The sequence below is a fragment of the Kitasatospora sp. NPDC001225 genome, from assembly GCF_053597855.1.
This window is the reverse complement of record NZ_JBSFJC010000094.1, coordinates 1-26,230: the sequence shown is the minus strand read 5'-3', so window position 1 is coordinate 26,230 and position 26,230 is coordinate 1. Positions and strand designations below refer to the sequence as shown.

Sequence of the window (26,230 nt, the reverse complement as noted above, 5' to 3'; positions counted from 1 at the left end):
CCGGACCCTACAGGTCCCCGAGCGGCACCTTCGGGTCGGCCAGCGCCTTGGTGTCCACCACCCGCCCCGAGCGCACCAGTTCGCGGATCGGGTCGGTGACGTCCCAGACGTTGACGTTCATCCCCGCGAGCACCCGGCCGCCGGAGAGCCAGAACGCGATGAACTCGCGGGTGGCCGGGTCGCCGCGGAACACCACCCGGTCGTAGCCGTCGGGTTCGACGTAGCCGACGTACTCCATGCCGAGGTCGTACTGATCCGTGAAGAAGTACGGGACCCGGTCGTACACCGCGTCCGGCTGCCCGAGCAGTGCGCGGGCGGCGGTCTGCGGCTGGTTGAGCGCGTTGGCCCAGTGCTCGACCCGGACGTGCCTGCCGAACAGCGGGTGGTAGGCGTTGGCGACATCGCCGGCCGCGTACACGTCCGGGTCCGAGGTGCGCAGGTGCTGGTCGGTCTTGATCCCGTTGTCGACCTCCAGCCCGGCCGCCTCGGCGAGGCCGGTGGCGGGGGCGATGCCGATGCCGACGACCACCGCGTCGGCCGCCACCGTCGTGCCGTCGGCGAGCTTCACGCCGGTCACCGAGCCGCCCTCGCCGGTCAGTTCGGCCACCTTCACACCGAGGCGCAGGTCCACCCCGTGCTCCCGGTGCAGGTCGGCGAAGACCTGGGCGACCTCCCGGCCGAGCACCCGCAGCAGCGGCAGTTCCAGCGCTTCCAGCACCGTCACCTCGGCGCCCGCCTCGCGGGCCGCGGCCGCCACCTCCAGCCCGATCCAGCCCGCGCCGATCACCGCGATCCGGGCCCCGGGCCGCAGCGCCGCCCTGATCCGGTCGCTGTCCTCGACCCGGCGCAGGTAGAGCACCCCGTCCTGGTCCGCGCCGGGCACCGGCAGTCGGCGCGGCACCGAGCCGGTGGTCAGCAGCAGCTTGGCGTACTCGATCCGGCCGTCGTCGGCGAGCGTCACGGTGTGCCCGGCCGGGTCGATCTCGGCCACCGCCGTGCCCAGCCGCAGCGTGACGTCGTGCTCGGCGTACCACTGCGGCGGGTGGACGTAGATCTTCTCCCGGGGCGTCTTGCCCTGCAGGTAGCCCTTGGACAACGGCGGCCGCTCGTACGGGCGCTCGTGCTCCTCGCCGATCAGGACGATGCCGCCCCGGTAGCCGGCCTCGCGCAGCGCCTCGGCCGCCTTCGCGCCGCCCAGGGACGCCCCGACGACGACGATCGGGCGCTGCCGCCCGCCGTCCGCTCCGGTGGTCCCGGTGTCCGTGCCCGCCATGCTCGACTCCTCGTTCTCCGGCCGTGGTCGGGGTCAGCCTGCCGCCGTCCGGGTGGTCTGTCGAGACCGCGCCTGGCGCGCCGCGCCGCGCTCGCCCGTACGAGTGAACGCGGGCGTCGCGAGGGTCCCGTGCGGGCCTCAGGCCGTCATCGCCTCCCTGACCAGCGCGGTGTCGGTGAACTGCTCGAAACGCACGATCCGGCCGCCGCGCACGGTGAAGTGGTGGGCGACCCGCACCGCGAGCGGTTTTCCGGTGGCCCTGTGGACGGCCGTGTAGCGGGCCAGGACCACGACGTCCTCGCCGTCCACCACGTAGCTGTCGTCGTGCGCCGTCCAGTCGTCCCAGTCGGCGGCCAGCCGCTCCATCACGTTGGTGGTGACGCCCTTCGGAGTGCGGTAGGTGCCGCCCAGCGGGAAGCCGGCCATCTCGGTCCACTCCACGTCCTCGGCCAGGGTGGCGCGCAGCGCGGCCAGGTCGCCCCGGGCGGAGGCCAGGTACTGGCGGCGCACCACGTCGGCGGGGGACTGCGACTCGGCGAAGGAGGCGACGTCCCGGGGGATCTCGATCACCGTCCGCTCACCCCCACGCCATCTCGCCCATGACGACCTTGGTGCCGATGTCCACCGCGATCCGCAGCCCCAGCGTCGGGAAGCGCCGCTCCAGCGCCTCCTTGGCGGCGGCCGCGTCCGCGGCCCGGCCGATCTCGGTCTCGAAGGCGCGCAGGTAGGCCCGGGTGTGGTCGACGGCGTTCAGGTCCGTGGGCGCGCCGGCGATCCGGTGGCCGGCCGCCACCCAGGTCGGGTGGAGCGCCTCGATGCCGTCCAACAGGTCGATCCAGGCGGCCCGTTGGGCGGAGGTCGGGGTGTCGGCGGTCCACACGTGCAGCCCCTCGAAGAGCAGCACCCCGCCCAGCACGGCCCGGTGGTGGTGCTGCCAGAGGTAGTGCCGGTCCGGCAGGTGGAAGTCGGCGCCGCGCAGCTCGAAGCGGTGGCCCTCGAAGACCAGCTCGTCCCCGTGCAGCACCTCGGGCCGCACCAGCCGGGTGGGCAGCTCCGGGCCCAGGTGGGCCCAGGCGCGCAGCTTGGCCTCGTACGTCTCCTGGATGTGCTCGACGGTCGTGGCGGTGGCCAGGAAGCGGGCCCGCGGGAAGGCGTCCTGGACCTCCTGGGCGCCGAAGTAGAAGTCCGGGTCGCCGTGGCTGACGAAGACCGTGGTCAGCTCCTTGCCGCTCGCCCTGATCCGCTCCACCAGCCGGCGCCCGTCGGAGCGGGTGAACCCGGCGTCCACCAGCAGCGCGTCCTGCGGGCCGGTGACCAGGACGGAGGTCTTGTTGAGCGAGCTGTCGGGGCTGTCGATGATCTCGAAGTCGAGTGCGCTCATGCTTGATTGGTCCTTCCTCGGGCCGGTCACGCCTCGCCGTCAGCATCACCGGTCCGCGGCCCGTCCGCATCCGGAAGGCCTAGGGCCTGTCTTCAAACTCCCGGCGTCGCCCCGCAGACGCGAGTTTGAAGACAGGCCCTAGCCGCGGGTCCAGAGCGTGAGGTCGCTGCTGGTGGCCACCGCGAGGGTCCGGCCGGTCGGGGAGAAGCCGGCCGCGCGGAAGGTGGACCAGGAGGAGTCGAGGACCAGCCACCAGTTCTCGCCGTGCTCGCCCTGCCACGGCCCCCGGCCGCTGGCGAGCAGCACCCGGTGGTGCGGCCACTCCGGCGCGACCACCTCGATGTGCCAGCCCCCGTCGGCGGCGGTGTGCAGCCCGCCGCCCCACGTCCCCGCCACCGGGATGCGCACGTCCGCGACCTGGCCGAGGCCGGGGCAGGCGAGGTCCTGGCCGTCCGGGTCCTCGGCGGGCTCGTGGTCGCGGGCCAGCTTGAGGCCGGTCACCGCGTCGAACAGGCCGTGGCCGCTGTGCGAGACCGTCAGCACCAGGTCGTGCCCGCTCTCCGGGTGGACGGCGAAGCCGATGCCGAGCAGCCCGCCGACCGCGATCATCCCCCGGCCGACGGGCCGCCACGGCTCCGGCGGAGCGGTCACCCCGGCGGCCATGATCCGGTCGCGGAGGTGCTGCTGGTGCGGGGTGAGAGCCATGGGGCCGATCATCCCACCGGGGTCGGGGCTACGGCCTTCACCGCGGACCCAGCCGCAGCACCGCCAGCGCCCCCAGCGCCGTGGCGGCGGCGAGCGACGCCCACAGCGCCCCCGGTCCAGCGGCCAGCAGCGCCGTCAGCACGGCCGGCGCGGCCGCCCGCCCCACCCCCGAGGACAGCTCCCAGCGCGCCAGCGCCCGGCCGAGCAGGTGCGGCGGGGCGACGGACGCCACCAGCGCCGTCCCCGAGCCGGTGTAGAGGATCTCGCCCAACGTGTACAGCACCGAGACCGCCGCGACGCCCGCCGCCCCCGGCACGCCGCCCAGCGAGCCGACCGCCCAGAAGGCCAGGTAGGACACCGCCAGCAGCGCCCCCGAGGCCGCCAGCACGGTGTGCCGCGAACGGTCCGCCAGCTTCAGCACCAGCGCCAGCTGCAGGGCGATCACCAGCACCGTGTTGCCGACGAAGACGCCCGAGGACCAGGCCGGCGAGGCGTGCAGGTGCAGCACCAGCAGCGCGGGCAGCGCCACCTCCAGCACGTCGAAGCAGAACGCGTACGGCACGTTGGCGAGGCTCAGCAGGGTGATCCGGCGCAGCGGCTCCGCCCGCTCCCGGGTGTCCGCCGGCCGCTCCTGCCGCGGGGCCCGCACCCGCAGCGAGCCCACCAGGGCGGCCGCGACCAGGCAGGCCGCGCCCGTCACCCCGGCCAGCAGCCGGATCACACCCGTCCCGCCGCTCACCGCCACGGTGGCCAGCAGCGCGCCCGTGCCCATCCCGGCGTTGCGCAGCGACCGCCCGGCGGCCAGCGCGGCGTCCCGCAGCCGGCCTTCGGTCAGCGTGCTCACCACGGCCGCGTGGGTGGTCGGCCAGGACTGGCTGCCCACCCCGAACAGCACCGCCGCCGCGGTGAACCCCGGCTGGCCGTCCGCGAGCAGCAGCGCCAGCGCACCCGCCGCCCGCACCAGCAGGGTGACGGCGGCGGGCAGGGTGCGGGCGCCGCGGTCGATCCAGCGGCCGGTCAGCGGCACCACCAGCAGGCCCGCCACCATCCCGGCGGACAGCGCCAGCCCGGCCGCCCCCGCGCCGAGGCGCAGCACGCCGATGCCGTACAGCAGCAGGAACGGCCGCAGCAGGCCGCCGCCCACCGCGTCCACCGCCAGCGCGACGGCGTACCGGGGCCCGCCGGCGGCGGTCAGCAGGCCCAGCAGCGCGGACGGCCCCCGGCGGCCCGTGCCGATCGGCGGGGCGGGCGGCTCGCCGTGGCGGGCGGCCGCGTGGTCGTGGACGGTCTTCTCCCGGATCAGGCTCATGGCCGGTACCGTCCGCCCAGGTCGGACCGCCTGGCACGCGGATTGACGCTTACCGTCAATCCGCGGCGGAGGCCGTCGGGCGGGGTGACAGGATCGAACGCGTGAGTGAGCGGAGCGAGCGAACCATCAGGACCAGCGTGTGGGCGCATGCCCCTGCGGAGCGCTGGGGGTACCCCCGGCCGGAGGCCGGGGGAGAGGCGGGCGCATGAGCCTGACGATCGACATCACCGGCCTGCCCGACGAGCGCCTGCTCTTCACGCCCTCCCCGCTCGGCGAGCTGAACGCCATGCTGCACGTGCTCGCCGAGCCCGCGCACCACCCCTCGCTGCACGGCTGGGCCGGCTGCACCGCCGCCGTGATCCCGCCCGAGCTGTCCGAACGGCTCCTGGAGGCCGACTTCCTCTGGCGCTCCTCGCGCGCCGACTTCCTCGTCCCCGGCCTGCCCGGCGCCACGCTCGACGAGGAACTCGACGCCATCGACCGGATCGACGACGAGCTGTACGTCGCCGCCGCCCTCATCACCACCTGCGGCTCCTCCCGGCTCACCCGCCGGATGGGCTCCCCGCTCACCGACCCGGACGCCAACGAGCGGGCCCGGGAACTCGCCCTCGCCCGCGGCCCCCGGCAGGCCGCCTTCGCCGACCGGCTGCTCGCCGACCCGCCGGCCGTCCGGGCCCTGGTGCGGCGGATGCTGGAGGACTGCCGGTCCGCGTTCTTCGCCGACGCCTGGCAGCGCGTCCTGCCCGACCTCGCCGCCGACGCCCGGCGCAAGGCCGACCTGCTCGCCCGCCGCGGCCTCGCCGAGGCGCTCGCCGACGTCTCGCCCTCCGTCACGCTCGACCAGGGCGGGGACGGACGGCGCCGGATCGTCATCGACAAGCTCCAGGACAGCGCCACCAGCGGCACCGACTCCGGGGGCGTCACCTTCATCCCGACCGCCTTCGGCCGCCCGCACCTGCTGGTGGTGCACGCGAGCGGCTGGCGGCCCGTCCTCCAGTACCCCGTCGCCGAGGCCGGCCTGCCCGAGCCCGTCTCGCTCGCCCTCGTCCAGCAGCGCCTGGAGGCGCTCGCCCACCCCGTCCGGCTGCGCCTCGCCCGCACCATGGCCCGCGGCCCGCACACCACCGGCGAACTGGCCTCCGCCTGGCAGCTCAGCGCGCCCGAGGTGTCCCGGCACCTGGCCGTGCTGCGCAAGGCCGGACTGCTGACGACCCGGCGGCGCGGACGGTACATGCTCTACGAGCTCGACCTGGCGGGCAGCGCCCGGCTCGGCTCGGACTTCCTGGAGGCGGTGCTGCGGTGAGGGCCCCCGCTCCGGTGGGAAACAGTGCTCCGGTGGAAGCGGTGCTCCGGTGGGCGGGAACAGCGGACGAGCGGCAGGCGTTCGTCCGATCATGACCGACGACGCCGCTCCTGAGATCCTCCGCTACGCCGCCTTCGCCACCCGTTCCGAGGGCGGCAACCCGGCCGGCGTGGTGCTCGACGCCACCGGGCTGACCGACGAGCGGATGCTCGCCGTCGCCGCCGAGGTCGGGTACTCCGAGACCGCCTTCCTGACCGCCGGCCCGGCCGAAGGGGCCTACCGCGTACGGTACTTCAGCCCGCTCGCCGAGGTGCCGTTCTGCGGGCACGCGACGGTCGGCGCCGCCGTCGCCCTCGCCGAGCACGTCGGCCCCGGGCGGTACGTCTTCGTGACCGCGGCCGGGGACGTCCCGGTCGGGGTCGAGCGCGGGGCCGACGGGCTGCTGCGCGCCACCCTCACCAGCGTCGAGCCGAAGGTCGAGGAGGTGCCGGCGGCCGACGTCGCGGAGGCGCTCGCCCTGCTCGGCTGGTCCGCCGCCGACCTCGACCCGGCCCTGCCGCCCCGCGTCGCCTACGCGGGCGCCCGCCACCTCGTCCTGCCGGTCGCCACCCGCGAGCGGCTGGCCCGGCTCGACTACGACTTCGACGGCCTCGCCGCCCACATGCGCGCCCGCGACCTGACCACCCTGCAGCTCGCCTGGCGGGAGGCCCCCGAGGTCTTCCACGTCCGCGACCCGTTCCCGGTCGGCGGCGTGGTCGAGGACCCGGCCACCGGCGCCGCCGCGGCCGCCTTCGGCGCCTACCTGCGGGAGCTCGGCGCGGTGACGGCCCCGGCGGTGCTCACCCTGCACCAGGGCGAGGACCTGGGCCGCCCGGGCGTCCTGCGGGTCGAACTGCGGGCCGAGGACACCCGGGTGCGGGTCTCCGGCACGGCGGTGGCGATCCGGTAGGGCCTGTTCAGGACCTCAGGGCGGGGGCTGCGGCAGGACCAGCTCGCCCTCGCCCCGGGGCTCCTCGAAACTGTCGAAGTAGTGGTCGAACAGCTCCGCGGTCACGAAGGCGGAGTTGGCGCCGGCCTGCTCGTTGCGGAGCGCCAGGCGGCGCTCCAGCGTCGCCCGGTCGGCCTTGAGGTGCACCAGCTCCCAGCGGCAGCCGTGGCTCTCCACCAGGGCCTTGTAGTTGTCCCGGGCCGTGCGGCTGCGGAAGGTGTAGTCGACCACCACATCGCGGCCGGCCCGCATCAACTCGACCAGTTCGACGAGCTGTTCGCGGCGGATCCCGTCCTTGAGCCGGTCGAACTCCGCCCGCGGCAGGACCAGCCCGGCATCGCACCGCCCGAGCCGCTCCCAGACCACCTCGTCGATCGACAGCCGCGCGTAGCCCCGCCGGACGAGGCCCATCGCATACGTGGTCTTGCCCGCCCCGGGCAGACCGCACATCAGCACCACCGTGCCCGATCGCCGTGTCACCGGCCCAGGTTAGCCCCGGGTGGGGCGGCTCCGCCCCGCTCCGGGCGGGCGGAAATTCGTTCGCGCCGAGCCGCTCCGGTGGGCGAAGCTGCTCCGATGCAGCGAGCGAGCAACCGGACCGTGACGGTCGATCTCACCTACGGCGACGAGCACTTCGGGCAGCTGGGCCCGTTCGAGGTGGAGGTCGGCTGGTGGTCCTCGGTGGACGGGGTGGTCGCGCGGGCGACCGAGGCGGCCGGGGTGCCGGTGCTGGTGGCCCGCCTGGTCGAAGGCCGGAGCGAGGACCCGGGCCACGGCGGGCGGGTCCGCTACCACGCCGAGGCGCTGCGCCAGCCGACCGCCCTCACGGCCGGTACCCCGGACGACGGGACGGCCGCGCTGCTCGGCCCCGCCGAGCGCCGCGCCGCCTGGGCCACGCCCGGCGGCCTGCGGGAGGCGCTGGACTGGGCGGAGGCACGGCTCGCCGCCGTCGGCCGTCCGTCGGCCGGGCCCGCGCGGCAGATCCGGACCTGGAACCTCTCCGGCCTGTTCCGCCTCCCCACCGCCACCGGCGCCGACGCCTGGCTGAAGACCACGACGCCCGCGTTCAACGCCCACGAGGGCGAGGTCATCGCACTGCTCGGCGGCGTGGACCGCGGGCTCGTCCCGACCGTCCTCGCCGCCGACCCCTCCGCCGGCCGGCTGCTGCTCGACCACGTCCCCGGCGAGGACTGCTGGAGCCCCTCCGCCGGGACGGTGGCCGACGTCGTCCCCCGCCTCGTCGCCGCCCAGGCCGCGCTCGCCGACCGCCCGGCCGACCTGGCCGGCCTGCGCGACCGCACCCCGCGCGCCCTGGCGGCCCAGCTGGCGGCCCTGTCGGACCGGTTCGCCGAGGAGACCGACCTGACGCCCGAGGAACTGGACCGGCTGGCCGCCTTCGCCGCCGACCTGCCCGGGCTGCTGGACCGGCTCGCCGACTGCGGCCTGCCGGAGACGCTGCTGCACGGCGACTTCCACCCCGGCAACTGGCGCTCCGACGGCGCCGGCACGGTGGTCGTCGACTACGCCGACTCCTGCCTCGGCCACCCCGCCCTGGACGGGCTGCGCCCGCGCGCCTACCTCGGCGAGGAGGCCTGGCAGCACCACGTCCGGGTCTGGACGGAGGCCTGGCAGCGCCACGCCCCCGGCTCCGACCCGGGGCGCGCCCTCGAACTCGCCGAGCCGCTCTACCACCTGTCCTACGCCCTGCGGTACCAGGAGTTCCTGGACCACATCGAGCAGAGCGAACGCCCCTACCACGAGGGCGACCCGGCCGCCGAGCTGCGCGCCCTGCTGGCCTGCGGAACGGCCGGTCGGCCCGCGTAGACTGCCGAGGTGGAACGACCGACGCCGGCCCCCGGAGCCTCCGGGACTCCCGTCCTGCCCGAGCTGCCGCTGCAGGAGCTGGAGTGCTTCGCCGTCCTCGTCCACCAGTTGCACTTCGGGCGGACGGCGGAGCGCCTCGGCGTCTCGCAGGGGCGGGTCTCCCAGCTGATCAAGCGCCTGGAGAGCAGGGTCGGCGCACCGGTGTTCCAACGGACCAGCCGCCGGGTCGAGTTGACCGAACTGGGGCGGGCGCTGGCCGAGCAGGTGGTGCCCGCCTTCGAGCGGCTCCGGGAGGGCTACGACGCGGCCCGGGCCGCCGCGGCCACCGCGCGTCCGCTGCGGCTGGGCTTCCAGTGCGCGGTGTACGAGCCGGTCGCCCGGGTGCTCGCGCGCCTGCCGGAGGGCACGGTGCGGCTGGTCGAACTGCCGTGGGCGGACCCGTTCTCGCACCTCGCCCGGGGCGAGGTGGACCTGGCGATCGTGCTCGCCCCGTGCCGGGAGCCGGGCCTGGACGTGCTGATGGAGTTCTCCCGCCAGCCGGTGTACCTGGCGGTCTCCGCCGAGCGGCGCCTCGGCGGGGCGGACGGCGCGGACGGGGTGGGCGCGGAGGAGCTGGCCGGGGTGCCGCTGATCGAGCCGCGCGGCCCGGCGCCCGAGTACTGGCGGTGGGCGCAGGCGCCCCGGCGGACGCCGGGCGGGCGCGAGCTGGCCTACCCGGCGGGTGCGGCCACCATCCAGGAGGGCCTGTCGATGGTGGCCGGCACCCGTCAGGGGCTGCTGCTGTGCGAGCGCAGCACGGCGTACGTCCGGCGGCCGGACATCCGCTTCCTGCCGGTGCCCGGGCTGGAGCCGACGGCGCTGGAGGTGGTCCAGCACGAGCGGCGGCCGCACCGGCTGGCGGCCGGGTTCGTCGAGCTGCTGGCCGGGCTCCTCGACTGAGCCCGCGGGGAATCAGACGGGCCGGTCGGGCCGCCGGCCGGGCCGGTGATCGGGCCGCCGTCAGGGCCGCCGGTCGTCGGGCCACCGTCAGGGCCGCCGGTCGTCGGGCCGGGAGTGCAGGGCGATCAGCAGTCCGACGGCCGCCAGCCCGGCCGCGGTGAGCAGGACGGCGCGGTTCCCGGCCCGGTCGACGACCAGTCCGCCGGCGAAGGAGCCGAGCGCGATGCCCGCGTTGAACACGCCCGCCCAGACCGCCGCCGAGGCCTCGATCCGGGCCGGGTCGGCGGTGCGGACCCAGGCCTGGGTGGAGACCGACACCCCGCCGTACGAGGCGCCCCAGACGACCAGGACGAGCAGGACGGTGACGACGCCGCCGGTGTACGCGAGCAGGGCGGCGGCCAGGGCGACCCCGGCCAGGGCGAGGGCGACGGCGGTCTTCGGGCGGCGCCCGGACAGCGGGCCGAGGGTGAAGTTCCCGGCGACGCCCGCGAGTCCGTACACCAGCAGGCAGGCGGCGATCACGCCGCTGCTCAGGCCCGCGTCGGCTTCGAGGACCGGGCGGATGTAGGTGTAGCCGGCGAAGTGTCCGAGCACGACGAACGCGGTGATCGCGATCCCGGCGGCGACGCCCCGGTGGCGCAGGGCGCCGGCCAGTCCGCCGAGCCGTCCGCGCTCGTGCGCGGGCAGCGCGGGCAGGGTGGCGGCGAGGACGGCGGCGGAGGCGGCGCCGAGCAGGGCGAGCGCCCAGAACGCGGCGCGCCAGTCGAGCAGCGCGGCCAGGTAGGTGCCCAGCGGGACGCCGAGGACCGAGGCGATGGAGACGCCGGAGAAGATCAGCGTCATGGTGAGCGCGAGGCGCGGGCCGTCGGCGAGGCGCGGACCGACGCTCGTGGCGAGACCCCAGACGATGCCCATGGCGGCGCCGAGCAGGACGCGGCCGGCGGCCAGCACCGCGAAGTCCGGCGCCAGCGCGGTGACCGCGTCGGCCAGGCCGAGCAGCAGCATGAAGGCGACCAGGACGGTCCGGCGGTCGCGCGCGCCGACGAGCAGCGGGGCGAAGGGGGAGAGGGCGGCGGCGATCAGGCCGGTGATGGTGAGGGAGAGGCCGGTGACCCCGTCGGTGACCCCGAGGCTGTGGGACATCGGGGTGAGCAGGCCGACCGGCATCATCTCGGAGGACACCACGGTGAAGGTGGCGAGTGCGACGGCGAGGACCGGGGGCCAGCGGTGCGCGGTGGGTGGGGCGGCTGGTGGGGCGAGGGCTTCGGCGTTTGTCATGGGGCCAGCCCACCAGCCGGCGGAGGGGCCGAACAAGATCGATAAGCTCATCGACCCATGAGCCCGGCTAATCGGTTGACAGTGCCGGGAAGGCCCGGCGGCTTCGGGAAGCGCGCCGGCGGCGCCCGCCGCGAACGACCGCGGTCGGGCGCCACCGGCGCCGGGTCACTCCGCCGGGGCGATCCGGTAGCCGCCGCGGGCCGAGTGGAGGCTGAGCGCCTCGACCGGGCAGTAGTCCACGGCCTCGCTCAGTCCGTCCGTCAACTCCGCGCCGCCGTCCGCGTACCCGGCCAGCGGCGCGGCCAGTCCGTCGGCGCCGAGGGCCAGCGAGTCGGGGGCGCTGAGGGCGCACATCCCGGAGCCGATGCAGCGGTCCCGGTCGACCCGGACGAGCACCGGATCGGTGTCCGCGCGGCCCGTCACCAGACCACCCGCAGGGAGTTCGGGCTGCGGGTGAGCAGGCCGCGCCGCCAGTCGATTCGCTCGACCGGGTCGGCCAGCCGCAGCGCGGGCAGCCGGCGGGCCAGCCGGTGCAGGGCGAGTTCCAGCTCCATCCGGGCCAGCCAGGCGCCCAGGCAGTGGTGCGGGCCGGCGCCGAAGGTGAGGGTGGGAGCGGCCAGCGGGGAGAACAGCTCGGTGCGCAGGTCCCCGGTGAAGATCTCCGGGTCGTGGTTGGCGGCGGCCGCGTCGGCGGCGACCACGTTGCCGGCCGGGATGACCACGCCGCCGATCTCGACGTCCTCGACGGTGCGGCGCATCAGCCCGGGCAGGTGCTCCTGGGGGTCGCCGAGCGGGACGGCGCGCAGCAGCTGCTCGGTCGCGGCGACGGCGCTGGCCTCGTCGGAGGCGAGCCGCTGCCAGGCCTCGCGGTCGTCCTGGAGCAGGTAGACCAGGGCGTTGCCGAGGCTGGTCATGGTGGTCTCGTGGCCGGCCACGACCAGGCCGATGACCAGCGCGACCAGCTGGCCCTCGGTGATCGAGCCGTCCTCGGCGGCGGCCGCGAGCAGGCCGCTGACCAGGTCCTCGCCGGGGGCGGCCCGGCGCTGGGCGATCACCTCGGAGCCGAAGGCGGCGAACTCGGTCATCGCGGTGGCGATCGCCTCGGCGCTGTAGGCGGTGGCGGAGAGCGCGTGGTCGCTCCAGTGCGCGAGCCGCTTGCTGTCCAGGTTGTCCAGGTTCATCAGCCGGCTGATCACCGCGACCGGCAGCGGGCGGGAGTAGCCCGCGATGATGTCGGCGGGGGAGCCGTGGTCGATCAGCTCGTCGATCAGCGACTCGACGGCCGAGGCCACCCACGGCCGCCAGCGCTCGATCGCGCGCGGGGTGAAGGCCCGCTGCACGGTGCGGCGCAGCCGCTGGTGCTCGGTGCCGTCGATGTTCAGCATGCTCTGGGGATCGTCCAGGATGTTGGGCGTGACCGTGACCGGCGGGGCGTCCGGCGCGTAGAGCGGGGCGCGGCCCAGCCGCGGGTCGGTCAGCACCTGGCGCACGTCGGCGTGCCGGCTGACCAGCCAGACCGGCGTGCCGGTGGGCAGCGCGGCGAGGCGGGGCGGGCCGGGTTCGAGCCGGCGCATGCAGTGCAGCGGGGGGAGCGGGGCGGTGCCGGCGCTGGTCGCACTGTTCTCGGTGGACATCCGTACTCCAGACTCCAGGACGGTGGGCCGCGGGGCGCGACCCGACGGGGGGTGAATCCGGGGATGGTGCGGGGGACGGGTGATGCGGCCGGCTGGCGGCTCGACACGGGCCGGGGTTCGGTCGGGCTCCTACGGGGGGAATTGCGGGGGTCTGGCGCGAAATGTGCGGCGGCGCACGGTCGGTACGCATCCGGCGCGGCCGGCGCAGGGTCACGCGCCGACGGGTGGGGCGGGTGTGCTGAGCGTGGTCGCTTGGACCGTCTCAGCTACGACCGTACGTGGCTGGCGGGGCGCCCGTCTGCGGCACTTCCAGCCAACGCCGGTGCTTTCCGGGCACTTCGAGGCGCACGGACGGGCGCTCAGTGCCACCTGTGCGCCCCCACCGCCACGGCCGCGCCGGACTGTCGCCGGGCCCCCGGCGGATACCCGGCCGGCACGTGCCACCGGAGAGGTCGTGAGCCGCCGCGACGGCGGCGGACCGGCTGTCGGCGGGTGGGGCGGGTCCCTAGCACACCGTGCCGCGGAGGATCGCCCCGGGCGCTCCGCCGGTGGGCGGCCGGGTGGGCGATACGCTTCGTGGGCAGTTCGTCTTGCAGTCGTTTGTCGCAGGTCAGACCGGTGCAGAGCCGCACCGGCAGACGGAGGTGGAATCGGATGCCCCAGCAGGTCAAGGCAGTCATCGCGCGCGCCAAGGGCGCGCCCGTGGAGGTGGCCACGATCGTGGTGCCGGACCCTGGCCCGGGTGAGGCGGTGGTCCGGATCCAGGCGTGCGGCGTCTGCCACACCGACCTCCACTACCGGGAGGGCGGCATCAACGACGAGTTCCCGTTCCTGCTCGGCCACGAGGCCGCGGGCATCGTGGAGTCGGTCGGCGAGGGCGTCACCGAGGTCGAGCCCGGTGACTTCGTGGTCCTCAACTGGCGCGCGGTGTGCGGCCAGTGTCGCGCGTGCAAGCGGGGCCGCCCGCAGTACTGCTTCAACACCCACAACGCCAAGCAGCGGATGACGCTGCTGGACGGCACCGAGCTGTCCCCGGCGCTGGGCATCGGCGCGTTCGCCGAGAAGACCCTGGTCGCGGCCGGCCAGTGCACCAAGGTGGACCCGGCGGCCGAGCCGGCCGTCGCGGGCCTGCTGGGCTGCGGCGTGATGGCGGGCCTCGGCGCCGCGATCAACACTGGCAACGTCGGCCGGGGCGACTCGGTCGCGGTCATCGGCTGCGGCGGCGTCGGCGGCGCCGCCGTGATGGGCTCCCGGCTGGCGGGCGCGGCGAAGATCATCGCGGTCGACATCGACGACCGCAAGCTGGAGACCGCCCGCAAGCTGGGCGCCACCCACACCGTCAACTCCCGCACCACCGACGCGGTCGAGGCGATCCGCGAGCTGACCGGCGGCAACGGCGCGGACGTGGTGGTCGAGGCGGTCGGCCGCCCGGAGACGTACAAGCAGGCCTTCTACGCCCGCGACCTGGCCGGCACCGTCGTCCTGGTCGGCGTGCCGACCCCGGAGATGACGCTGGAGCTGCCGCTGCTCGACGTCTTCGGCCGCGGCGGCGCGCTGAAGTCCTCCTGGTACGGCGACTGCCTGCCCTCGCGGGACTTCCCGATGCTCGTCGACCTCTACCTCCAGGGCCGCCTGGACCTCGGCGCCTTCGTCACCGAGACCATCGGGCTGGACGCCGTGGAGCAGGCCTTCGAGCGCATGCACCAGGGCGACGTCCTCCGCTCGGTGGTGATCCTGTGACCGCGCGGATCGACCGGCTGGTGACCGCCGGGACCTTCGAACTCGACGGCGGCAGCTGGGAGGTGGAGAACAACGTCTGGATCGTCGGGAACGACGAGGAGGCGGTGGTGATCGACGCCGCGCACGACGCCGAGGCCATCGAGGCCGCGCTCGGCGGGCGCCGGCTGCTGGCGATCGTCTCCACCCACGCGCACAACGACCACATCGACGCGGCCCCGGCCCTCGCCGACCGCACCGGTGCGCCGATCCTGCTGCACCCGGACGACCTGCCGCTGTGGAAGCTCACCCACCCCGAGCGGCTGCCGGACGGCGAACTGGCCGACGGCCAGCGGATCGAGGTGGCGGGCACCGAGCTGACGGTGCTGCACACCCCGGGCCACGCGCCGGGCGCGGTCTGCCTGTACGCGCCCGCGCTGGGCACCGTCTTCACCGGCGACACCCTGTTCCAGGGCGGTCCCGGTGCCACCGGCCGGTCGTTCTCGCACTTCCCGACGATCGTCGACTCGATCCGCGAGCGGCTGCTGACGCTCCCGGCCGAGACCGTGGTGCGCACCGGCCACGGCGACCCGACCACCATCGGCGCCGAGGCCCCGGCCCTGCCGGAGTGGATCGCGCGCGGGCACTGACGCCGCTGCCCGTACGGCCCCCGGGGAACGACCGTTCCCCGGGGGCCGTACGATCGCGGGCATGGCCCACGACCCGCGCGACCTCGACGAATCCTTCCTCGCCTTCTGGCGGGAACGGCACATCTCCACGCTGACCACCACCCGCCCGGACGGCACGCCGCACGTGGTGCCGGTCGGTGTGACGTACCAGCCGGAGACGGGGACCGCCCGGGTGATCACCAGCCGCACCAGCCGCAAGGCCCGCAACGTCGCCGAGGCCGGGCCCGAGGGCCTGCGCGTCGCGGTCTGCCAGGTCGCAGGGGCCCGCTGGTCGACGCTGGAGGGCGTGGCGGTCGTCCGGGAGGAGCCCGAGCAGGTCGCCGAGGCGGAGCGCCGGTACGCCGAGCGCTACCGCGAGCCGCGGGTCAACCCGGACCGGGTGGTCATCGAGATCGCCGTCGACCGCGTCCTCGGGCGGGCCTGAGCGCGCCGGCCGGGAGGGACGGGCCCGGGCCGGCCGCTGCTCCGGAGGACGGGTCCGAGTGCGCCTGCTCCGGAGCGGGCCCGAGCGTGCCCGCTCCGGAGGGCGGCCCGGGCGCCGCTGTTCCGGAAGCGGAACTCCGGCTTCTGGTACCGGTGTTGCCGCCGTTGCCGGACGGGCGACGGCGGTGTCCCGTCGCCCTCAGCACGGGAATTGCCCCATACGGTAAGGGAATCGTCACTGTCGGTGACGTGAATGCGACATTAAAGATTCCGAACTTGCCTCTGCTACTTCTTCCACGGCGGCGCATTGGTGTGATCTGATTGGCGGTGCACGGTCAATGCGAGGCGATGGGGGAGTACTGCACCCGCCTCGGCAGCTCGGGGGAACGACACCGGGTGCGCGATTCCGCCGCACCTGAATGTGAGCACTCGGGAGGGGGGAATGGATCGGTGTGCGGGTGTGCCGGACGGCAGCCCGACGTTCTCCGGTCGGAGCTACGGTACCGGTAGTCCGCACGTGCGGCCAGGGGTGGCCTGACGGTCCCGGGTAGCGGCTCGTCGACGCCTTTTCGGGCGTTGCGGAGCCGGCCTCTTGGGCTGCCCATTCACTGCCGCCGGTGGCGGAAACAGCGACACCCCGCCGAACCGTCCTGATGTCGGCCCTTGAACCGGGCCGCGCGAATTCCCTGGCGACCCGGCACGACGACCCCCCGCGGGTCGATGACCGTGTTCTCGGGTCAGAGGTTCTGATCACGATTCAACTTGCCCCGGGGCGACCGCGGAACCATGCCGTGGCGCTCCGTCATGAGGAAGGTGCATCGAGTCATGTCTTCTGCAAGCACCGCGCCACAAGAACTGGAATGGACCCTCGAGGAGGGCAAGCCGGCGACCCTGGTCGTCCCTCGATTCGAAGGCGCCGAAGCGGCCTGCGCGTGGCTGAACGCGCTCCTGCCCGACCTCCGTACCGCGCTTCAAAGGTACGGCGCGCTGTACCTGCGCGGCCTCCCGGTCGCCTCCGTCGAGGACTTCGCGCTCGTCCGGGACGTCCTCATCCCGCAGCGGACGCCCTACCGGGAGAAGGCGACGCCGCGCAGCAGCTTCGGCAACGACGTCTACTCGTCCACCGACCTGCCGCCGGCCCAGTCGATCCGGATGCACAACGAGAACAGCTACACCCTGACTTTCCCCGGGCTCCTGATGTTCGCCTGCCTCATCGCCCCCGAGGAAGGCGGGGCGACGCCGGTGGCGGATTGCCGGGAGGTCCTGCGGCACCTGCCCGCCCCCCTGGTCGAGCGCATTCGCTCCCACGGCTGGACCCTGCACCGGAGCTACTCCGAACACATCTCCGTGAGCTGGGAAAAGGCATTCGCGACCGAGCGCCGCGAGGACGTCGAGCAGTACTGCGCGGAGAACCTGATCTCCTGCCGCTGGGACGGCGAGGGAAATCTGAAAACGGTGCAGCGGCGGCCCGGCATCGTCCGGCACCCGGCCACCGATGAGGAGGTCTGGTTCAACCACATGGCCTTCTGGAATTCCTGGTCATTGGACGAGGAACTCCGCGAGACGCTCCTGGACGAATTCGGCGCGGACGGCCTGCCGTTCGAAACCGGCGTGGCCGACGGGAAGCCCCTGACCCGGGACGAGCTCGAGCTCATCAACACCGCCTACGCCGAGGCCACGGTGCGTCAGGCCTGGCAGCCGGGCGACGTCATGCTCGTCGACAACGTGCTCACGGCGCACGGCCGCGACCCGTTCCGGGGCGACCGGAAGATCGTCGTCGCGATGGGCAACCCCGTCGAGCTCGACGACTGCCGGCCCACCGTGGCGGCCTCGGCGGAGACCGGCGGTGCCGCGTGAGCATCACCGAGGAGCCCCTGGCCCCGGCGGCCCGGACCGCACCCGTCGACCCGATGGTCCGCTTCCGGCGGGCGGTCGAATCGACCCCGGACCGGATGGCCGTACGCGGGACCGACCGCACCCTGACCTTCGCCGAACTCGACCAGGACGTACGGCAGTTGGCCGGGCGGCTGGCCGAGCTCGGGCTCGGCCGCGGCGCCCGGGTGGGCGTCAGCATGCACCGCGGCGCGGACCTCGTCGTCGCCCTGCTCGCCGTGTGGCGGATCGGCGCCGCCTACGTGCCGCTGGACCCGGCCTACCCGCAGGAGCGCCTCACCCACATGGTGACGAGCGCCGGCCTGCGGACCGTCCTGGCGGAGCCCGGCAACGGTCCCGCCTGGCCCGCCGGAGTCGACGTCCTCACCCTCGCGGACGCCCTCGCCGCGCCGACCGCGGACACGCCGGCGGCACAGGCCGCCCCGGCCGACCCGGCGTACGTGATCTTCACCTCCGGCTCGACCGGGACGCCCAAGGGCGTCGAGGCCACCCGGGGCGGCGTGGCCGCGCTCGCCGCGGACCTCGAGGACGCCGGCTTCTACGCCGACCGGCCGCGCGTGGTGGCCTGGAACGCGAGCATCTCCTTCGACGCCTCCGTCCAGCAGTGGGCCCGGATCTGCCGGGGCGACAGCATCGTGGTGATCGGCGAGAACGAGCGCACCGACCCGGCCGTGCTGCGAGCCCTGCTCGACGAGCACGCCGTCGACGACCTGGACCTGACGCCCTCGCACTGGGAGGTGCTGCGCGAGGCCCTCCTCGCCCCCACCGCCGACGGCCGCGTGCTGCGGCTGTTCATGGGCGGCGAGCCGGTGCCGGCCGAGGTCTGGCGGGAGCTGGGCGAGGCCCGCGCCGCCGGGACGGTCGAGGCGATCAACCTGTACGGCCCCACCGAGTGCACGGTGGACGCCACCGCGGGCTGGATCACCGGCGAGGGCCCGCACATCGGCCTCCCGCTGCCCGGGTTCACCGCCCACGTGCTCGACGAGCACCTGCGCGCCGCGCCCGTCGGCGAGCCGGGCGAGCTCTACCTGGCCGGGCCCTCCGTGACCACCGGCTACGTCGGCCGGCCCGCGCTGACCGCGCAGCGGTTCGTCGCCGACCCGACCGGAACCGGCCGCCGGATGTACCGCACCGGCGACCGGGTGCGGCTGCGCCCGGACGGCGCCATCGACTACCTCGGCCGGGTCGACCGGCAGATCAAGATCCGCGGCTACCGGGTGGAACTGGGCGAGATCGAGGCCGCGCTCGCCGCGCACCCGGGGGTCAGGACCGCCGCCGTCGTCCTGCACGGCACCGCGACCGCCGGCGACCAGCTGGTCGGGTACGTCGTCCCGGAGGGCGGGAGCGCCCCGCACACCCGGGAGCTCCAGGAGCACCTGGGCGGCCTGCTGCCGTCGTTCATGGTCCCGTCGGCCTTCGTCACGCTGGAGGCCATGCCGCTGAGCGTGAACGGCAAGGTGGACCACCGGGCCCTGCCCGCCGTGGACGAGGCCCTGTGGGCCGACGGCGGACAGGAGGCCGGGGACGAGCCGCAGGGCGAGTTCGAGACCCTGATCGCCGGCGTGTGGTCCGAGGTGCTCGGCCGGCCGCGGATCAGTCCCACCGACAACTTCTTCTCGCTGGGCGGCCACTCGCTCATCGCGCTGCGCGTCATCGGCCGGCTGAAGAAGCAGTTCGGCATCACCGTGTCCACGAAGGAGGTCTACCAGCACCCCGAACTGCGCGGGCTGGCGGCCTTCGTGGAGTCCCGTCGGACGGAGGGCAAGTGAACACCGCACAGGACACCACCGTCATCAGCATCCGGCGCCCGGAGGGAGCCGCGCTGACGCTGATCTGCCTGGGCTTCTGCGGCGGGGGGACGGCCTCCTACCACCTGTGGGGCGACGCCGTCCCGGCCGACATCGCCCTGTCGGCGATCTGCTACCCGGGCCGGGAGGGCAGGTTCCTGGAGGACTTCGCCACCGACTGGGAGGAGCTGGCCCAGGACGCCACCGCGGCCGTGCTCTCCGCCGTCGACGGCCCGTACGTGCTCTTCGGGCACAGCATGGGCGGCTGGATGGCCTTCGACGTCGCCGCGCGGATCGAGAGCGGCGGCGGGCCGCTGCCGCTGAACCTGGTCGTCTCCTCGGCCAACGCGCCCGCCCGCGGGCTGACGCCCCGCGACATGTTCCCGTCCCAGCAGGACGACGACGACGGCCTGCTGCTCTGGATGAAGACCCACGGCCTGATGCCGGCGCACGTCCTGGAGGACCCCGAACTCCAGGAGATGGCCGTCGAGTTGATGCGCGCCGACATCCGGGTCCGGGACACCTTCCGGTACACCGAGGGCGCCACCGTCAGCATGCCGGTGCAGATGCTCTCGGGCGCCGACGACGACGTCATCGAGGCCAACGCGGGCGAGCAGTGGCGCGCGCTGGCCCTGGGCGAGTACCGCCACGACGTCCTTCCCGGCGGGCACTTCTACACCCCGGAGGTCTGGAAGACCCTGCCCTCCAGGATCGCCGCCCTCGACCCGAGCGAGAGGAGCCGGCGGTGAGCACCGACGCCCTCCTCGACGTGATCGTCAGCGGCACCGAGTCGGACTCCCACACCTGGAACCTCGTCTTCCTCCAGCTCCAACTGGAGGACTGGGGACACCGGGTGCGCAACCTCGGCCCGTGCCTGCCGGGCGCGGAACTGGCGGCGGAGTGCCGGCGCGAGGCCCCCGACCTCATCGTGCTCAGCAGCGTCAACGGCCACGGCGAGAGCGACGGGCTGTCCGCCGTCGCGGAGCTGCGCGCCGTCCCGGAGCTCGCCGACACGCCGATCGTCATCGGCGGGAAGCTCGGCACCGGCCGGCAGCTGCAGGCCGGGGCGGGCGGCGGGGGCGGCGAGTCCATGACGCGCCGGCTGCTGGACGCCGGGTTCTCCGCGGTCTTCCACGAGTCGGCCGGACTGCCGGAGTTCGAGCGGTACGTCTCCGCCCTCGGCGCCGTGAAGGCGGGGCGGACCGGCCGAGTCCTGGAGGAGCTCCGCGCCGCCCCCACGCCATGAACGACGCGCCGGCCAACGCGTTCGCCGACTTCGTCCGACGGTCGCACGCCCGGGGCAACCTGGTGGTGCAGCCGCGGATGGGCTTCGGCGACCCGCTGGCCATGCGGGAGGGGCTGGTCGCCGTCAAGGCTGCCAACGCCACCACGGTCGGCACGATCACCCTCGACAGCTACACCCGGCTCGGCAAGCTCGCCGACGCCCGGCGGGCCGTCGACGGCGGCGGCGACCTCAACGGGTACCCGATCAGGACCCACCCCCCGGCGACCAACCGGGGGGTGCTGGAGGGCGTGCGCGAGCGCGACTTCCCGGTCCAGGTGCGGCACGGCTCGGCCAGCCCCTACGGCATCATCGCCGCCTCGCTGGAAGCGGGGCTCGACACCACCGAAGGCGGCCCGGTCTCCTACTGCCTGCCGTACGGCCGCCTGCCGCTGCGCGAGGCGGTGCGGAACTGGGAACGGTCCTGCGAGCTGATGGTCCGGGCCCGCGACGGCGAGGTCGAACCGCACGTCGAGACCTTCGGCGGCTGCATGCTCGGCCAGCTCTGCCCGCCCAGCCTGCTGGTGGCGATCAGCGTCCTGGAAGGCGTGTTCTTCCGCCAGCACGGACTGCGCAGCATCTCGCTGAGCTACGCGCAGCAGACCAACGCCGAGCAGGACCGGGAGGCGGTGCTGGCCCTGCGCCGGCTCGCCGACGCGCTGCTGCCGGACGTCGACCGCCACATCGTGATCTACAACTACATGGGGGTCTACCCCGGCACCCGCTCCGGTGCCCTGCTGCTGCTCGAGCAGGCCGCCGAGCTGGCGGTCCGCACCGGGGCGGAGCGGCTCATCGTCAAGACGGCGGCCGAGGCGCACCGCATCCCCACCGTCCGGGAGAACGTCGAGGCCCTGGAGATCGCGGCGCTGGCCGCACAGAACGCGGGCGGATCGGCGCCGGCCGACACCGGGGCGGGCAGCGAGGTCCTGGACGAGGCGACCGCGCTCGTGGACACCGTCCTCGGCCTGAACACGGACGTGGGCGCCGCCCTGGTGGAGGCGTTCGCCCGGGGACTGCTGGACGTCCCGTACTGCCTGCACCCGGACAACGCCGGGCGGGCCAGGAGCTACATCGAGTCCGACGGGCGGCTGCGCTGGTCGCACACCGGCGCCCTGCCCGTCCGGCCGTCCGGGCGATCCGCCGGCGACCGCTCGATGAGCGCCTCGGACCTGCTCCGGGCCCTGTCCCACGTCGCGCGGTCGTTCGACGAGCGCGCCGCCACCACGCTGGACCGGCTCCCCGGGATCCCCGGCTGAACCCCCTGCCACAACCGCAGAACCAGAGACCGCAGAACCAGAGACCGCAGGACCAGAGAACCGAAGGAAGAGACCCCTTGACCAGCGAGTTCGAGTCTGCACGGCCCGGTGCACTGCCGGACCACCTCAAGAACCCCGTGACCCGGTCCGTGCTGCGGATCCAGAACCAGATCGTCCAGGCGGGCCGCGAACTACTCCTCGGCGAGGGGTTCGTGGAGCTGCTGCCGCCGATCATCGGACCGGTGACGGACCCGGGCGGCCGGGGTGCCAAGCAGGTGGACGTCGACTTCTACGGCCACCGCTACAAGCTGATGACCAGCGCGATCCTCTACAAGCAGGCGTCGCTGCTCGCCTTCGACAAGGTGTTCTACGTCGCGCCGAACGTCCGGCTCGAACCCCTGGAGACCGCGAACATCGGCCGCCACCTGGCGGAGTTCCACCAGTTCGACGTGGAGATCGCCGGCGCCACCCAGCAGGACGCGATGGGGGTGGCGCAGTCCATCGTGACCGCGGCGGTCGAGCGCGTGGTGCGGACGCTGGGCGACGACCTGGACGCCCTCGGCCGCGACGCGGACGCCTTCATCCCGCTGCTCACCCGCGACACCCCCTTCGAGCGGATCAGCCACGGCGAGGCGATGGCCGAGCTGGCGCGGCTGGGCCACGAGCAGAACCACGACGCCGAGATCGACTGGCAGGGCGAGGGCCTGCTCTCGCACAAGTCCGACGCGCCGTTCTTCATCGTCGACTACCCCAAGGGCTCACGCGGCTTCTACGACCGCGAGGACCCGCAGCGCCCGGAGGTCCTGCGCAACTTCGACCTCATCGCCCCCGAGGGCTTCGGCGAACTGATCAGCGGCAGCGAGCGGGAGTTCGACTACGCGCGAATCATCGCCCGGATGCGGGAGAGCGGCGAGAACCCGGCCAAGTACGAGTGGTACCTGAAGATGGTCCGCGAGGGCATCCCGGGCAGCGCCGGCTTCGGGATCGGCATCGAGCGGCTCACCCGCTACGTCGCCGGGCTGGACGCGGTCTGGCAGGCCACCCCGTTCCCGAAGGTCCCCGGGGTGGTCTCGCCGTGAGTGGGGTGCTGAGCGCCCCGGGGTTCCCGGAGGCCGCGATCCGGTCCCGGGCCAGGGAGGGCGCCGCCCGAGCGTTCCCCTCGACGGACGGCTACGGCTTGACGCTGTTCGGCGCCGGCGGCACGGGCGGCGACGCACAGTCGGTGGCGCCCCGCGGCGGGGACGCGCTGGACGCGATGCGCCTGGTCCCGCCGGTCTTCGTGCCCCAGCGGCTGGAGAAGCTCACCGACCTGGCCCGCGAACCGCTCTACGGCGACGTCGAACTCGCCACCGACATCGGCGGGTTCCGCTCGGCGCTGCCGGTGTACGTGTCGGCCTTCGGCTCCACCCAGGTCGCCTCCTCCGGACTGGGCCTGGCGGCCAGCCGCCAGGCCGGACGCCTGGGCATCCCGCTGGTCATCGGCGAGAACGTGGTGCCGACCAACGGCTTCGCCGGCGCCTCCGGCAGCGGTTCGGCTGACGCCTCCGCCGACACCGGCGACAGCATGCTCGCCCGGCTGCGCGCCTACGAGCAGGAACTCCCGGACGACATGGGCGGGTTGGCGTTCCAGCAGAGCACCGAGGACGCGGACGCCGAGGTGTGGAACCAGATCTACAGCGCCCCGGCCGCGAAGGCGCTGCTGGAGTCCGGCCGCCTGGCCTTCGAACTCAAGGTGGGGCAGGGCGCCAAGCCCGGGCTCGGCGGGATGACGGTGCTGAAGCGCGAGGTGGCGGCGCAGCTGGCGGATCGGTACAGCACCGACGAGAGCGTCTTCGCCGACGGGCAGGGCGAGGACGACCGGGTACTGCGGTCCAGCAGCCCGGGCACGTTCACGGCGGAGATCCTGCGCCAGCAGATCCGCTTCATGCGCAACAACTATCCGCGCGCGCGGATCTGGGTGAAGCTCCCGCCCGGGCGCGACATCCACGAGGCGGCGGTCGTGGCCTGGGCGAGCGGCGCGGACTCGGTGACCGTGGACGGCGCCGAGGGCGGCAGCGGCTGGGCGCCCAGCAGCTTCCTCGACCAGGTGGGCCTGCCGCTGGGCGAGTGCCTGCGCCGGCTGGGGCCGCCGTCCAGGTCGAACTGCCTGCTGGCCTCGGGCCGGATGTGGGAGGGCGCCCGGGCCGCGAAGGCCCTGGCGCTCGGCGCCCGCGCCGTCGGGCTGGGCCGGGCGGCCCTGCTCGCGGCGGACGAGGACCCGCAGGACGGCATCGCCCGGCTGGTCACCTGTCTCGCCTTCGAACTGCGGCTGCTGATCAGCGCGTTGGGCAAGTACACGCCCGCCGCCCTGGACCCGGAGGACGTCTGGCTCCCGGACACGGCCGGGCCGTACCTCCACCCGTAGGACACGGGGCGCCGCCCCTTCGCTTGCGTGAACGTCCGATCCGTCCATCCCGCACGTCCTGTGCATCCCGTACCTCCCGTACAGAAGGAGAACCGCTGTGACGAACCCGTTCGAGGACGCCGAGGGCCGCTACCTGGTCCTGGTCAACGACCAGAACCAGCACTCCCTGTGGCCGAACGTGCTCGCGGTCCCGGCCGGCTGGACCACGGCCTTCGGCGAGAACGACCGCCAGGCCTGCCTGGAGTACATCGAGCAGCACTGGACCGACCTGGCGCCGCGCCCGACGACGGTCGGCTGACCCGCGGTCCCGGACCCCTTTTCCTCCATTCCGTTCGCACACCCGCGTGCGGCCCCGGCCAGGTGACGAGGCACCCGGCCGGGGCGGCCGGTCACGCGCATCGATCACCGCCGGATAGGCACCAGAGGGAGATGTCATGGCTCAGCAGATGGAACCGACGACCGGGCAGAAGGACACGGCCGAGGGCGGTCGCGCTCCCGAGTCGGCGCAGGAACAGCTCCTGTGCGGCCTCTTCGCCGAGGTCCTCGGGCTGCCGTCGGTGGGAGTCGATGACAACTTCTTCGCCCTGGGCGGCCATTCGGTCATCGCGACCCGGCTGATCAGCCGCATCCGCAGCACGCTCGGCGCGGAGCTCGGCATCCGGGACCTGTTCCGGAACCCGACCGTGGCCCGGGTGGCGGAGAAGCTGAAGGAGGGGCGTCCGGCGCGGCCGGCGTTGGTGGCGGGGGAGCGGCCGGAGGTGCTGCCGCTGTCGTTCGCGCAGCAGCGGCTGTGGTTCCTCGACCAGTTGGAGGGCGCCTCCGCGACCTACAACAGCCCGTTCGTGTTCCGGCTGCGCGGGGCGGTGGACGTCGAGGCGCTGCGCGGGGCGATCGGCGATGTGGTCGGCCGTCACGAGGCGCTGCGGACGGTCTATCCGGCGGTCGACGGCCGGCCCCGCCAGGTGGTGCTGCCCGCCGGGGACGTCGAGGTGCCGTTCAGGGCCGAGCCGTGCACGGTGGAGGAGCTGGCGGAGCGGATCTCCGCGGAGGCCCTTGCCGCGTTCAACCTGTCCACCGGGCTGCCGTTGCGGGTGGTGCTGTTCACGGTCGCCGAGGGCGAGTCGGTGCTGGTGGTGACCTTGCACCACATCGCGAGTGACGGTTGGTCGATGGAGCCGTTGTGGGAGGGAGTGGCGTCGGCGTACCGGGCCCGGTTGGCGGGGGTTGCTCCGGAGTGGTCGCCGTTGCCGGTGCAGTACGCGGATTACACGCTGTGGCAGCAGGGTCTGCTGGGTGGTGTCCTGGATCAGCAACTCGCCTACTGGTCGGAGGTGTTGCGGGATGCGCCGCAGGAGGTGGCGCTGCCGTTGGACCGTCCTCGGTCGGGGGTGGCTTCGCGTGCGGGTGGTCTGGTGGAGTTCGGGCTGGATGCCGGGCTGCACGCGGAGTTGGAGGGGTTGGCGCGTCGGCATGGCGTGACGCTGTTCATGGTGCTGCACGCGGGCCTGGCGGCTCTGTTGTCGCGCCTGGGCGCGGGGACGGACATTCCGATCGGCACGGTGGTGGCGGGGCGTTCGGACGAGGCCTTGGACGAGCTGGTCGGGTTCTTCGTGAACACGCTGGTGTTGCGGACGGATGTGTCGGGTGCGCCGACCTTCGGTGAGTTGTTGGGTCGGGTCCGGGATACGGATCTGGCGGCGTTCACCCACCAGGATCTGCCGTTCGAGCGCCTGGTGGAGGAGCTGAACCCCGTCCGCTCCGCCTCGGTGCACCCGTTGTTCCAGGTGATGCTGGTCCTGCAGAACAACAACGAGTGCAGTCTCCGACTCCCGGGCCTGGTCGTGGAGCCGGAGTGCTCTGTGGCTGCCCCGGCCCGGTTCGACCTCAACCTGAGCTTCTCCGAGCACCACGACGCCGCCAACAGGCCGGCCGGCATCCGGGCCGAACTGCGCTACGCCGCCGACCTCTTCGACCACGGCACCGTCACCACCTTCGCGGAGCGCCTGCGCCGGGTGCTGGCCGCGATGGTCGCGGATCCGGACGGGTCGGTGGGGTCGGTTGAGGTGTTGGTGGGTGGCGAGCGTGAGTTGGTCGTGTCGGGGTGGGGTGGTGGTGGGGGTCCGGTGCCGGCGGGGACGGTGTCGGG

Annotated in this window: 25 protein-coding genes; 16 read left to right on the top strand and 9 right to left on the bottom strand. The window is 74.1% G+C overall.

Annotated features, from left to right (window positions below; genetic code table 11):
• Window positions 1–7: 7 nt before the first annotated feature.
• The 5 genes from ACWDCZ_RS27550 to ACWDCZ_RS27530 form a co-directional block, all read right to left on the bottom strand.
• Window positions 8–1,273 (bottom strand): NAD(P)/FAD-dependent oxidoreductase, encoded by a 1,266-nt coding sequence (locus tag ACWDCZ_RS27550; RefSeq protein ID WP_449817234.1) that lies wholly within the window; start codon window positions 1,271–1,273, stop codon window positions 8–10.
• A 138-nt stretch (window positions 1,274–1,411) separates the two neighbouring features.
• Complete coding sequence (locus ACWDCZ_RS27545; protein WP_369808330.1) at window positions 1,412–1,843, bottom strand: nuclear transport factor 2 family protein; 432 nt, start codon at window positions 1,841–1,843, stop codon at window positions 1,412–1,414.
• A gap of 7 nt (window positions 1,844–1,850) precedes the next feature.
• Entirely contained in the window at window positions 1,851–2,654 is an 804-nt protein-coding gene (locus tag ACWDCZ_RS27540; RefSeq protein WP_380666003.1) for an MBL fold metallo-hydrolase, read from the bottom strand.
• Between the two features lie 138 nt (window positions 2,655–2,792).
• The gene (locus ACWDCZ_RS27535) at window positions 2,793–3,359 is read right to left on the bottom strand and encodes a hypothetical protein (RefSeq protein ID WP_449817233.1); all 567 of its coding nucleotides are present in this window, start codon (window positions 3,357–3,359) and stop codon (window positions 2,793–2,795) included.
• Window positions 3,360–3,396: 37 nt separating this feature from the next.
• The gene (locus ACWDCZ_RS27530; protein WP_449817232.1) at window positions 3,397–4,668 is read right to left on the bottom strand and encodes an MFS transporter; all 1,272 of its coding nucleotides are present in this window, start codon (window positions 4,666–4,668) and stop codon (window positions 3,397–3,399) included.
• 205 nt (window positions 4,669–4,873) lie between these two features.
• Between ACWDCZ_RS27530 and ACWDCZ_RS27525 the strand changes: the two genes are divergently transcribed.
• The gene (locus ACWDCZ_RS27525) at window positions 4,874–5,971 is read left to right on the top strand and encodes a DUF5937 family protein (RefSeq protein ID WP_449817231.1); all 1,098 of its coding nucleotides are present in this window, start codon (window positions 4,874–4,876) and stop codon (window positions 5,969–5,971) included.
• 91 nt (window positions 5,972–6,062) lie between these two features.
• Window positions 6,063–6,920: a PhzF family phenazine biosynthesis protein gene (locus ACWDCZ_RS27520; RefSeq protein ID WP_449817230.1), complete on the top strand. Its 858-nt coding sequence runs from the start codon at window positions 6,063–6,065 to the stop codon at window positions 6,918–6,920.
• 15 nt (window positions 6,921–6,935) lie between these two features.
• Here ACWDCZ_RS27520 and ACWDCZ_RS27515 read toward each other — a convergent pair whose 3' ends face one another.
• On the bottom strand, window positions 6,936–7,439 hold the full coding sequence (locus ACWDCZ_RS27515) for an AAA family ATPase (RefSeq protein WP_449817229.1): 504 nt from the start codon (window positions 7,437–7,439) through the stop codon (window positions 6,936–6,938).
• A gap of 96 nt (window positions 7,440–7,535) precedes the next feature.
• Between ACWDCZ_RS27515 and ACWDCZ_RS27510 the strand changes: the two genes are divergently transcribed.
• A complete protein-coding gene (locus ACWDCZ_RS27510; protein WP_449817228.1) occupies window positions 7,536–8,783 on the top strand; it encodes a phosphotransferase in 1,248 nt (415 codons plus the stop codon).
• A 9-nt stretch (window positions 8,784–8,792) separates the two neighbouring features.
• Window positions 8,793–9,722, top strand: a complete 930-nt coding sequence (locus tag ACWDCZ_RS27505; RefSeq protein ID WP_449817227.1) for a LysR family transcriptional regulator — start codon at window positions 8,793–8,795, stop codon at window positions 9,720–9,722.
• Window positions 9,723–9,809: 87 nt separating this feature from the next.
• Here ACWDCZ_RS27505 and ACWDCZ_RS27500 read toward each other — a convergent pair whose 3' ends face one another.
• The 3 genes from ACWDCZ_RS27500 to ACWDCZ_RS27490 form a co-directional block, all read right to left on the bottom strand.
• Window positions 9,810–11,000 (bottom strand): MFS transporter, encoded by a 1,191-nt coding sequence (locus ACWDCZ_RS27500; protein ID WP_449817226.1) that lies wholly within the window; start codon window positions 10,998–11,000, stop codon window positions 9,810–9,812.
• A 165-nt stretch (window positions 11,001–11,165) separates the two neighbouring features.
• On the bottom strand, window positions 11,166–11,423 hold the full coding sequence (locus ACWDCZ_RS27495) for a ferredoxin (RefSeq protein ID WP_074005728.1): 258 nt from the start codon (window positions 11,421–11,423) through the stop codon (window positions 11,166–11,168).
• Entirely contained in the window at window positions 11,420–12,634 is a 1,215-nt protein-coding gene (locus ACWDCZ_RS27490; RefSeq protein WP_449817225.1) for a cytochrome P450, read from the bottom strand. Before ACWDCZ_RS27490 ends, ACWDCZ_RS27495 begins: the two co-directional genes overlap by 4 nt.
• A gap of 654 nt (window positions 12,635–13,288) precedes the next feature.
• On the opposite strand from ACWDCZ_RS27490, the gene ACWDCZ_RS27485 reads away from it, so the two are divergent.
• The 12 genes from ACWDCZ_RS27485 to ACWDCZ_RS27430 all read left to right on the top strand — a co-directional run.
• Window positions 13,289–14,374, top strand: a complete 1,086-nt coding sequence (locus tag ACWDCZ_RS27485; RefSeq protein ID WP_074005727.1) for an S-(hydroxymethyl)mycothiol dehydrogenase — start codon at window positions 13,289–13,291, stop codon at window positions 14,372–14,374.
• Window positions 14,371–15,000 (top strand): MBL fold metallo-hydrolase, encoded by a 630-nt coding sequence (locus tag ACWDCZ_RS27480; protein ID WP_117492917.1) that lies wholly within the window; start codon window positions 14,371–14,373, stop codon window positions 14,998–15,000. Before ACWDCZ_RS27485 ends, ACWDCZ_RS27480 begins: the two co-directional genes overlap by 4 nt.
• A 61-nt stretch (window positions 15,001–15,061) precedes the next feature.
• A complete protein-coding gene (locus ACWDCZ_RS27475; protein ID WP_049652217.1) occupies window positions 15,062–15,463 on the top strand; it encodes a pyridoxamine 5'-phosphate oxidase family protein in 402 nt (133 codons plus the stop codon).
• An 803-nt stretch (window positions 15,464–16,266) separates the two neighbouring features.
• Complete coding sequence (locus ACWDCZ_RS27470; RefSeq protein WP_449817224.1) at window positions 16,267–17,319, top strand: TauD/TfdA family dioxygenase; 1,053 nt, start codon at window positions 16,267–16,269, stop codon at window positions 17,317–17,319.
• Window positions 17,316–19,124, top strand: coding sequence for a non-ribosomal peptide synthetase (locus ACWDCZ_RS27465; protein ID WP_449817223.1), 1,809 nt, complete (start codon window positions 17,316–17,318; stop codon window positions 19,122–19,124). Before ACWDCZ_RS27470 ends, ACWDCZ_RS27465 begins: the two co-directional genes overlap by 4 nt.
• Complete coding sequence (locus tag ACWDCZ_RS27460; protein WP_387829674.1) at window positions 19,121–19,891, top strand: thioesterase II family protein; 771 nt, start codon at window positions 19,121–19,123, stop codon at window positions 19,889–19,891. Before ACWDCZ_RS27465 ends, ACWDCZ_RS27460 begins: the two co-directional genes overlap by 4 nt.
• Window positions 19,888–20,388, top strand: coding sequence for a cobalamin B12-binding domain-containing protein (locus ACWDCZ_RS27455; protein WP_449817222.1), 501 nt, complete (start codon window positions 19,888–19,890; stop codon window positions 20,386–20,388). Before ACWDCZ_RS27460 ends, ACWDCZ_RS27455 begins: the two co-directional genes overlap by 4 nt.
• Window positions 20,385–21,680 (top strand): methylaspartate mutase, encoded by a 1,296-nt coding sequence (locus ACWDCZ_RS27450; RefSeq protein WP_074005721.1) that lies wholly within the window; start codon window positions 20,385–20,387, stop codon window positions 21,678–21,680. Before ACWDCZ_RS27455 ends, ACWDCZ_RS27450 begins: the two co-directional genes overlap by 4 nt.
• A gap of 77 nt (window positions 21,681–21,757) precedes the next feature.
• A complete protein-coding gene (locus ACWDCZ_RS27445) occupies window positions 21,758–22,759 on the top strand; it encodes an asparagine synthetase A (protein WP_449817221.1) in 1,002 nt (333 codons plus the stop codon).
• The gene (locus ACWDCZ_RS27440; protein WP_449817220.1) at window positions 22,756–24,084 is read left to right on the top strand and encodes a glutamate synthase-related protein; all 1,329 of its coding nucleotides are present in this window, start codon (window positions 22,756–22,758) and stop codon (window positions 24,082–24,084) included. Before ACWDCZ_RS27445 ends, ACWDCZ_RS27440 begins: the two co-directional genes overlap by 4 nt.
• A 97-nt stretch (window positions 24,085–24,181) precedes the next feature.
• Window positions 24,182–24,382 carry an MbtH family protein gene (locus ACWDCZ_RS27435; protein WP_049652209.1) on the top strand — a complete coding sequence of 67 codons (201 nt, stop codon included), beginning with the start codon at window positions 24,182–24,184 and terminating at the stop codon, window positions 24,380–24,382.
• Between the two features lie 136 nt (window positions 24,383–24,518).
• Window positions 24,519–26,230, top strand: a 1,712-nt coding sequence (locus ACWDCZ_RS27430; protein WP_449817219.1) for a condensation domain-containing protein, incomplete at its 3' end; no start/stop codon positions are given.